The sequence below is a fragment of the Mycobacterium sp. genome (genome assembly GCF_050701675.1).
GTDB lineage: Bacteria > Actinomycetota > Actinomycetes > Mycobacteriales > Mycobacteriaceae > Mycobacterium.
In genome coordinates, this window is record NZ_JBOGDD010000037.1 from 1 (window position 1) to 7885 (window position 7885).

Consider the following 7885-nt stretch of genomic DNA (forward strand, 5'->3'; position numbering starts at 1 on the left):
GAGTAGCCGTGCTCTCGGAACTGGCGGTCCCACTCGTCGAGTATCAATTCGGTGAGGTCGCGAACGGGTTCGGCGGCATAGATCATCAGCTCGGCGACTCCGTCGTCGAGACCCAGGCGGGTGCGGAATTCGTACAGCTGCCTGATGGCCTCGGCCCGCCGGTCGCTGGGGCTCACAACGGTGCCCACTAGCCCTTCTGCTCCGCGCTTGAGGTGCAGGGTCGCGGAGATCAGGGACTTCAGGACGGCCTTCTTGTCTTCCCCCGCTCGCTTCTCGTAGTCGAGGACGAGCTCATGGGCCCTGTCGTCTCGCTTTGTTCTGGCGTCGATCCGTTTGGTCCAAATCGCCACGGCTGCAGTCGATAGAACGGACACGACCGGCACTAGCGTGGTCGAGACCACGGTCAGCACACTCATGGTCGCCCAGTCTGCCCGACCGGCCCGGAGCGTATGCGGTGGTCGGCGAGTTCGATTCAGCTGTCGTTGCCGACGGTGAGGGCAACGGCTTCGTCCCGCGCCTCCTCCTCCGGCGTCTCCTCGTCGTCGATGTGCTTGAGGTACGGACGCGTGGCGAGCATGACGCCCGCACCCAACAGCACGGCGGCTGCGCCCACCCAGAACGGCAGGTGCGCGTTGAACGTCTCACCGAGAACGCCCGCCAGCCACGGTGCCACGGCGCCGCCGCCGAACCGCAGGAAGCTGTAGGCCGCTGATGCGACGCCGCGTTCGACCGGGGCTGCCTTCATGACCGTCTCGGTGATCAGGGTGTTGTTGACGCCGATGAACAGGCCCGCCAGCACCACGCACGTCGCCAGCACCGCCTTGTGGTCGGTGCCGACCGCCATCACGGCGAGGAGCAGCGAGAACGCGAGCAGGTTGAGGATGAGCACCCGCACGGTGCCGAACCGGTGCTGCAGACGCGGCGCCACCACCACCGACGTGAAGGCCAGGGCCAGACCCCAGCCGAAGAAGATCAGCCCGATCTGGTGTGCGCTCATGTCGAGTGGGAAGGGCGTGAACGCCAGCAGCGTGAAGAAGCCGAAGTTGTACAGCAGCGCGGTGATTCCGACGCCGAGAAGACCGCGGTGCTTCAGCGCGCGTAGGGGATCGATCAGGCTGGTGGCGCGGGCGGCGGGAGGGGTCGCAGGCAGCAGGAACACCGTGACGACGAGCGCGACCGCCATCAGTGCCGAGACGCCGAAGAACGGGCCGCGCCAGGAGATCGAGCCCAGCACCCCGCCGACGAGGGGTCCGACGGCGATGCCGAGTCCGAGCGCGGCCTCGTACAGGATGATCGCCTGGGCCACCGAGCCGCGTGCGGAGTTGACGATCGTGGCCAACGCGGTCGCAATGAACAGTGCGTTGCCAAGGCCCCACAGCGCGCGCCACCCGACGATGCCCATCACCGACTCCGACATGCCTGCCAGTCCCGCGCCGGCGATGATGATCACCAACCCGATCAGCAGGGTGCGCTTGGGTCCGATGCGGCTGGACACCACCCCAGTGATGAGCATCGCGACGCCCATCACGGCCATGTAGCTGGTGAACAGCAGTGACACCTGCGACGGTGTCGCGTGGAGGTTGTCGGCGATCGGCTTGAGGATCGGGTCTACCAGGCCGATGCCCATGAAGGCGACGACGGAGGCGAACGCGACGGCCCAGACGGCCTTGGGTTGACGCCACATGGGCGGGCTACTCCTCTTCGGTTGGCGGTTCAGTTGTCGACGGTATTCAGCGGTTCTCCTGCGCATCCTCGAGGATCGCGCGCATGACGCGCACCGCGTCGGTGAGGGACCGGCGGTCGCCGTCGTCGAGACGATCCAGATAGGGGTCGACGACCGCGCCGCGGTCGGTGCGCACCCGCTCCAGCACGTCCCTGCCCTTCTGCGTGATGCTGATGAGTACGGCGCGGGCGTCGGCCGGATCGGTGATGCGTGACACCAGGCAAGCGTCTTCGAGCCGCCGGACCTGGGTGGTCATCGTCGGTTGCGAGCAGTGATCGAAGGCTGCGAGGTCGGAGATCCGGGCTGCGCCCTGGTCCTCGATCGTCGACAGCAGGCGGGCCTGGGCAAAGGGCAATTCGAGCTTGACGCGCTGGGTGGCGAGTCGGTTGAGCCTGGCGACCACGGACAACAGATCCGCTGCGAGCGCGGTGTCAGTCGCAGTTGAGGAGGGCATGGCCCGAATTTACATAGAAATTCTATGTAGATCAAACGCGGCCGCATCGTGGCCATGGTCACAGCGGGCTGAGAAGCCTCTCGGTCGACAGCTGGCAGAATCGAGAAATGGCGCAGAGCGGTAGCGGGACCGGCTCGGGCGCACCCCGTCGGGCCGGATCGATGCACCCCGACGAGCTGGCCCATGCCGCGGTCATCGCCGCACTGAGCGCTGCGACCGCGATCATCGCCGTCGTCGTCCCCTTTGCGGCCGGACTCTCGGTGCTCGGCACCGTCCCCTTGGGCCTGCTCGCCTATCGCCATCGCTTCCGGGTGTTGATCGCCGCGACCGTCGCGGGAGGCACGATCGCCTTCCTCATCGCCGGGTTCGGCGGATTGATGACGGTCTTCAACTGCGCCTACATCGGCGGCTTGACCGGCATCGTCAAACGCCGTGGACGCGGCGCGCCGACCATCACGATCGCGGCGTTGATCGCTGGCGCGTTGTTCGGCCTGTTCGGCGTCCTGTTCCTGATCGTCTTCTCCCGCATCCGCGAGCTGGTCTTCAAGTCCTTCACCGCCAACGTCAACGGACTCGCCGCGATACTCGACCGAGTCTCCGGCTTCGAAGGCGTCGCGCAGCGCATGCGGGGCGACTTCGCGACCGTGCTGACGTACTGGCCCGTCCTGATCATCGGATCGAGCATCCTGAGCATCGGCATGGTCACCTTCATCGGGTGGTGGGCCTTGTCCCGGGTCCTGGTGCGGCTGTCCGGCGTGCCGGACGTGCACAAGCTCGACTCCGTCGACGACCCCGCGGCCATCGGGCCGGTGCCCGCCCGGCTGCGCGACGTGCGCTTCCGGTACGACGGCGCGGACCACGACGCCCTCGGCCCGGTGTCACTGACCGTCGACGCGGGCGAGCACGTCGCAGTCACCGGACCCAACGGATCGGGCAAGACGACGTTGATGCTCCTTCTGTCGGGGCGCCCGCCCACCGCGGGAACCGTCGACCGGCCCGGCGCAGTCGGCCTCGGCAAGGCCGGCGGGACCGCCGTCGTCCTGCAACATCCCGAGAGTCAGGTCCTCGGCACCCGCGTCGCCGACGACGTCGTGTTCGGACTTCCGCCCGGCGCCACCACGGACGTGGAGGGACTGCTCGCCGAGGTCGGACTGGACGGGCTGGCCGAACGCGATACCGGCGGTCTGTCCGGCGGTGAGCTCCAGCGACTCGCCGTGGCGGGTGCGCTGGCCCGTGAACCGGCGCTCCTGATCGCCGACGAGGTCACCAGCATGGTCGACCAGCAGGGCCGCGAGGGGCTCATCTCCGTCCTGTCGGGGTTGACGAAGAATCGTCGAATGTCGTTGGTGCACATCACGCACTACAACGACGAAGCGGCGTCGGCCGATCGGATCATCGACCTGACCGGAAGCGGTGGCACCGCGGACAACGTCGAGATGGTCAGCACCGCACCCGCCCCCGTGCCGACCAGCGCGCACAGCCACCGTGACGGGCCGCCCCTGCTGGAGTTGAAGGGCGTCGGGCACGAGTACGGATCGGGAACACCATGGGCGTCGACCGCGCTGCGTGACGTCGACCTCGTCGTCAACGAGGGCGACGGTGTGTTGATCCACGGACTCAACGGATCGGGCAAGTCGACGCTGGCGTGGATCATGGCGGGTCTGCTGGCGCCGACCTCCGGTACCTGCCTTCTTGATGGCAAGCCGGTGGCGGATCAGGTTGGCGCCGTGGCGATCTCGTTCCAGGCCGCCCGATTGCAGCTGATGCGCGGGCGCGTGGACATGGAGATCGCCTCGGCCTCCGGGCTGGACTACTACGACCACTCCCAGATCGTCGACGCACTGGCCAAGGTCGGCCTCGACCCCGCCATCGGGCTGCGGCGCATCGATCAACTCAGCGGTGGCCAGATGCGCAGGGTCGTGTTGGCGGGTCTGTTGGCCCGCTCGCCGCGGGTGCTGATCCTCGACGAGCCGCTGGCCGGGTTGGATGCCGCCAGTCAGCGGGGGTTGCTGGGGCTGCTGTCCGCCCTGCGCCGCGACGTCGGGTTGACCGTCATCGTCATCTCGCACGACTTCTCCGGACTCGAGGAGCTGTGCCCCCGCACGCTGCACCTGCAGGGCGGCGCCGTCATGCCGGCGCCAACGGCTGCGGGAGGCGTCTCGTGACCACGACCTCGCGCCAGCCACGACCGGTCGTGCTGCTGCGGCCGGTGCCCGGCCGCACCGTCGTCCACGAGCTCTGGGCGGGCACGAAGCTGCTCGCCGTCGCGGCCATCGGCGTCCTGCTCACGCTCTATCCGGGCTGGGTGCCGATCGCGCTGGTGGGCGCGCTGGTGTTGGCGACGGCGTGGATCGCCCGCATTCCCCGTGGCGTGCTGCCGTCCGTTCCGCGCTGGTTGTGGGTCGTGCTGTTCCTCGGCGCGCTGACCGCATCGTTCGCCGGCGGAAGTCCCCACCTCACCATCGGGTCGGTAGACCTCTGGCTCGGCGGACTGTTCAACTTCCTGCACCTGACCGTGCTCTCGATCGTGCTGCTCGGGCTCGGTGGCCTGGTGTCGTGGACCACCAACGTCGCCGAGATCGCGCCGGCGGCGGCGAAGATCGGCAGGCCGCTGCGGCTCCTGCGCCTCCCGGTCGACGACTGGGCGGTGACGCTATCGCTGGCCCTTCGCGCCTTCCCCATGCTGATCGACGAGTTCCGCGTGCTGATCGCCGCGCGCAAGCTCCGGCCGCGCGAGCCTGCCGTCACCTCCAGGGAACGGCGGCACCGGATGTCGAGGGAGATCATCGATCTGCTTGCGGCGGCCGTCACGGTGGCGTTGCGTCGCGCCGACGAGATGGGTGATGCGATCACCGCACGCGGTGGTGCCGGGCAGATCTCCGCATTGCCGTCACGGCCGACGTGGATCGACGGCATCGCGGGGGCGGTCGTCGTTGCCGTGTGCGGTGCGTCGGTCGTGGTCGAGGTCTTCACCCCGCTGGCGACCACCTAGCGATCCGCCGCCGCGTTCGCCGCGACCTGCGCCTCGGCGAGGCTCTCGGGCACGTCTCGACGCCCGAGGAACATCTCGTCGAAGTACGGCCGCAAGGCCTGGTAGCCGGCAGGGAAGCCAGGTCCGCCGGGCGCCGCGATGCGGGGTCCGTCGAGCACCGTGAAGAACGGGCTGACGTCGACGCCGCGCGCCGCCCAGTGGTCGAAGTAGGCGGGCTGAGCGGCGATCGCCGCGGGGATCGCGGCACCGCCGGTCCCGAGGAACTCGTTGCCGCGGGTGCTGCCCATCCACGCCAGGACCTGGCGCACGGCGTCGGGGTGCGGCGAGGCGGCGTTGCCCGCGGCGGCGATGCCGTTGGTGACGCTGACGCGACCGGCGGGGCCCGTCGGCAACATCACCACCCCCCATCGGAACGGCGCGGTATCCGCGATCGCGGACAGGTTGTAGGTGCCCGACTGGAACAACGCCATCCGTCCCGCAAGGAACTGGTTGCGCGAGAAGTCGCCGTTGTCATTGGTATCCGCCGCGGGGGGAGCGACGTGGTCGGTGTTGATGAGCCCGACCAGATACTCGAACGCCTGAACCGCCGCAGGGTTGTCGAAGGCGAAGCGGTCGCCGTCGATGAACGTGCCGCCCGCCGAGCCGATGTAGTTGAGATAGATGCCCTGAAGGTCGTTCGCGGCGTTGTAGCCCCACTGCTTGACTCTGGCCGGATCGAATCGAGGTGTGCCGGCGCGGTTTCCGTCTGCGTCGACGGTCAGCCGGGCCAACAACGGCGCCAGGGTGTCACCGGCAGAGGGCCCACCGGGTGCCCAGCGCAGCCCCGACAGCTCGGAGACGTCGACCCCGGCCTGATCGAGCAGGTCGGCGTTGAAGTACACCGCGATGCCGGCGTCTGTCAGCTGCGGCACCGCCCACAGCACGCCGTCGCGGGTGAACTGTTGCACCACCGACCCGTCCCAGCCCCGCGCCGTCGCGGGCCCGAGCGTCTTCCCGACGTCGAGCAGCTTGCCGTTGTCGGCGTAACCGGCGAAGTAGGCGTTGGACAGCCAGAAGACGTCGTCCGCCCCGCCGCCCGCGACGTCGGTGCGCAGCGTGTCGAAGTACGACGAGTACGCGACGACGTTGACGCGGACCTCGATGTCGGGGTGCTCACGGGTGAACTCGGCGAACGACTCGCGGTAGGCAGCCGCCACCTGTTCGTCCCACAGCCGTACCGTCACCACCGTCTTGCCGGTCGGCTCGCCCGACCCGCCGAGGAGCACCGCGGCGGCCAGCAGCACCGCGAGCCCAAGAGCGAGCGCGCCTGCGAACAGCGTCGAGAACTTGGGCTTCGTCACTGCGACCCCGAGTCGTTGACATAGCGCTCACAGTCGTCCTTGCCCGCGGTTTCCGACCGTGAGCGCTCACTCAACGCGAGGCGGCGCATCACTTGATCCCCGTGACGACGATCGACCGGACGATGTGGCGACCGAACGCCACGAACACGGCGATGAGGGGGACGATCGCGACCGTCGTCGCCGCCATCACCAGCGTCCACTGCGCGTCGTACCGCGACTGCAGACCCGCCGTGGCCACTGTCAGCACCTGCCACTTGCCGCCGCTGGTGATCACCAACGGCCACATGAAGCTGTTCCACTGCGAGACGACGGTGATGAGCGCCAGGGTGACCAGCACCGGTCGGCTGGCGGGCAGCACCACGTGCACGATGACGTCGAGGGTGTTGGCTCCGTCGATGCGCGCGGCCCGGATCAGGTCGGCGGGGATGGTGCGGAAGTACTCCCGCAGCAGGAAAATCGCGTACGGCGACCCAAACAAGAACGGCAGCACCAACGCCCAGAAGGTGTTCCGAAGACCTACTTCGGCCATCATCAGGTACAGCGGCACCACGGTCACGGTCGCAGGCACCATCAGGGTGGCGACGTACAACCAGAACAGGGCGTCGCGGCCGGGAAACTCCATCCGCGCGAATGCATACGCGGCGAGCACCGAGAAGGTCAGCTGCCCCACCAGGATGACGGCGGTCATCAGGGCGGTCACGACGAGTGCTCGACCGAATCCGGCGTCGACCAGACCGAGGTAGTTCGCGAACGTCGGCGGAGCGGGTACGGACAGTGGCGAAGAGGTGTTGAACTGACGCGCCGAGGTGAACGACGTCAGAAGGCCGAGTCCGAACGGGACCAGCGTGATCACCGCGAGGACCGCCAGCATCAGGTAGATCGCCGCGTTGGAGACCGTGCGGCGGCCCGGCCTAGACGAGGTCATAGCTGATCCTGCGCCGGAAGTACTGATGCTGGACGAGGGTCACCCCGAGCAACAGTGCGAACAGCACCACCGCCATCACGGCGGCGCGTCCGACCGCGGCGGCGCCGAAGGCCTCGGCGTAGATGCGGTGGGCGACGAGATCGGTGCGGCCAAGGGGACCGCCGTCGGTCAGTGCGTAGACGGTGTCGAAAACCTGAGCGGCGCTGACGATTCCGGTGACGAGGACGAAGAACAGCGTCGGCCGCAACATCGGAAGTGTGATCCGCCGGAACCGCTGCCAGGAGTTGGCGCCGTCGGTGCGGGCCGCGTCCTGCACCTCACGTGGGATGGCCAGGATGCCCGCGAGGAAGAACAGCGTCACGTACCCGACGTTGGTCCACACCGTGACCGCGGAGACGACGGGCAGCGCGAGGACGGGATCGGTGAGCCACTCGACGGGACGCCCCAGCAC

At 68.4% G+C, this 7885-nt stretch carries 7 protein-coding genes and 1 pseudogene; 2 read left to right on the forward strand and 6 right to left on the reverse strand.

Annotation, left to right across the window (positions count from 1 at the left end; genetic code table 11):
* The 3 genes and pseudogenes from ACRDUX_RS01145 to ACRDUX_RS01155 all read right to left on the reverse strand — a co-directional run.
* Positions 1-416, reverse strand: a pseudogene (locus ACRDUX_RS01145) (hypothetical protein); the annotation flags it as partial.
* Positions 417-472: 56 nt separating this feature from the next.
* A complete protein-coding gene (locus ACRDUX_RS01150) occupies positions 473-1684 on the reverse strand; it encodes an MFS transporter (protein WP_526410197.1) in 1212 nt (403 codons plus the stop codon).
* Between the two features lie 46 nt (positions 1685-1730).
* Positions 1731-2177, reverse strand: coding sequence for a MarR family winged helix-turn-helix transcriptional regulator (locus ACRDUX_RS01155; RefSeq protein WP_526410199.1), 447 nt, complete (start codon positions 2175-2177; stop codon positions 1731-1733).
* Positions 2178-2284: 107 nt separating this feature from the next.
* Between ACRDUX_RS01155 and ACRDUX_RS01160 the strand changes: the two genes are divergently transcribed.
* Positions 2285-4342: a DUF2232 domain-containing protein gene (locus ACRDUX_RS01160; RefSeq protein WP_526410201.1), complete on the forward strand. Its 2058-nt coding sequence runs from the start codon at positions 2285-2287 to the stop codon at positions 4340-4342.
* Positions 4339-5169, forward strand: a complete 831-nt coding sequence (locus ACRDUX_RS01165; protein ID WP_526410203.1) for an energy-coupling factor transporter transmembrane component T family protein — start codon at positions 4339-4341, stop codon at positions 5167-5169. Before ACRDUX_RS01160 ends, ACRDUX_RS01165 begins: the two co-directional genes overlap by 4 nt.
* Here ACRDUX_RS01165 and ACRDUX_RS01170 read toward each other — a convergent pair.
* The 3 genes from ACRDUX_RS01170 to ACRDUX_RS01180 all read right to left on the reverse strand — a co-directional run.
* On the reverse strand, positions 5166-6509 hold the full coding sequence (locus tag ACRDUX_RS01170) for an ABC transporter substrate-binding protein (protein WP_526410205.1): 1344 nt from the start codon (positions 6507-6509) through the stop codon (positions 5166-5168). The genes ACRDUX_RS01165 and ACRDUX_RS01170 overlap by 4 nt on opposite strands.
* Positions 6510-6597: 88 nt before the next feature.
* Positions 6598-7434: a carbohydrate ABC transporter permease gene (locus tag ACRDUX_RS01175; protein ID WP_526410207.1), complete on the reverse strand. Its 837-nt coding sequence runs from the start codon at positions 7432-7434 to the stop codon at positions 6598-6600.
* Positions 7421-7885: carbohydrate ABC transporter permease (locus ACRDUX_RS01180; protein WP_526410209.1), on the reverse strand; the 465-nt coding region annotated here is incomplete at its 5' end. The genes ACRDUX_RS01175 and ACRDUX_RS01180, both read right to left, overlap by 14 nt.

Coding starts and splice junctions, on each gene's coding strand:
- ACRDUX_RS01150 (WP_526410197.1), bottom strand. CDS start 1,684: ATGTGGCGTCAACCCAAGGCCGTCTGGGCCGTCGCGTTCGCCTCCGTC.
- ACRDUX_RS01155 (WP_526410199.1), bottom strand. CDS start 2,177: ATGCCCTCCTCAACTGCGACTGACACCGCGCTCGCAGCGGATCTGTTG.
- ACRDUX_RS01160 (WP_526410201.1), top strand. CDS start 2,285: ATGGCGCAGAGCGGTAGCGGGACCGGCTCGGGCGCACCCCGTCGGGCC.
- ACRDUX_RS01175 (WP_526410207.1), bottom strand. CDS start 7,434: ATGACCTCGTCTAGGCCGGGCCGCCGCACGGTCTCCAACGCGGCGATC.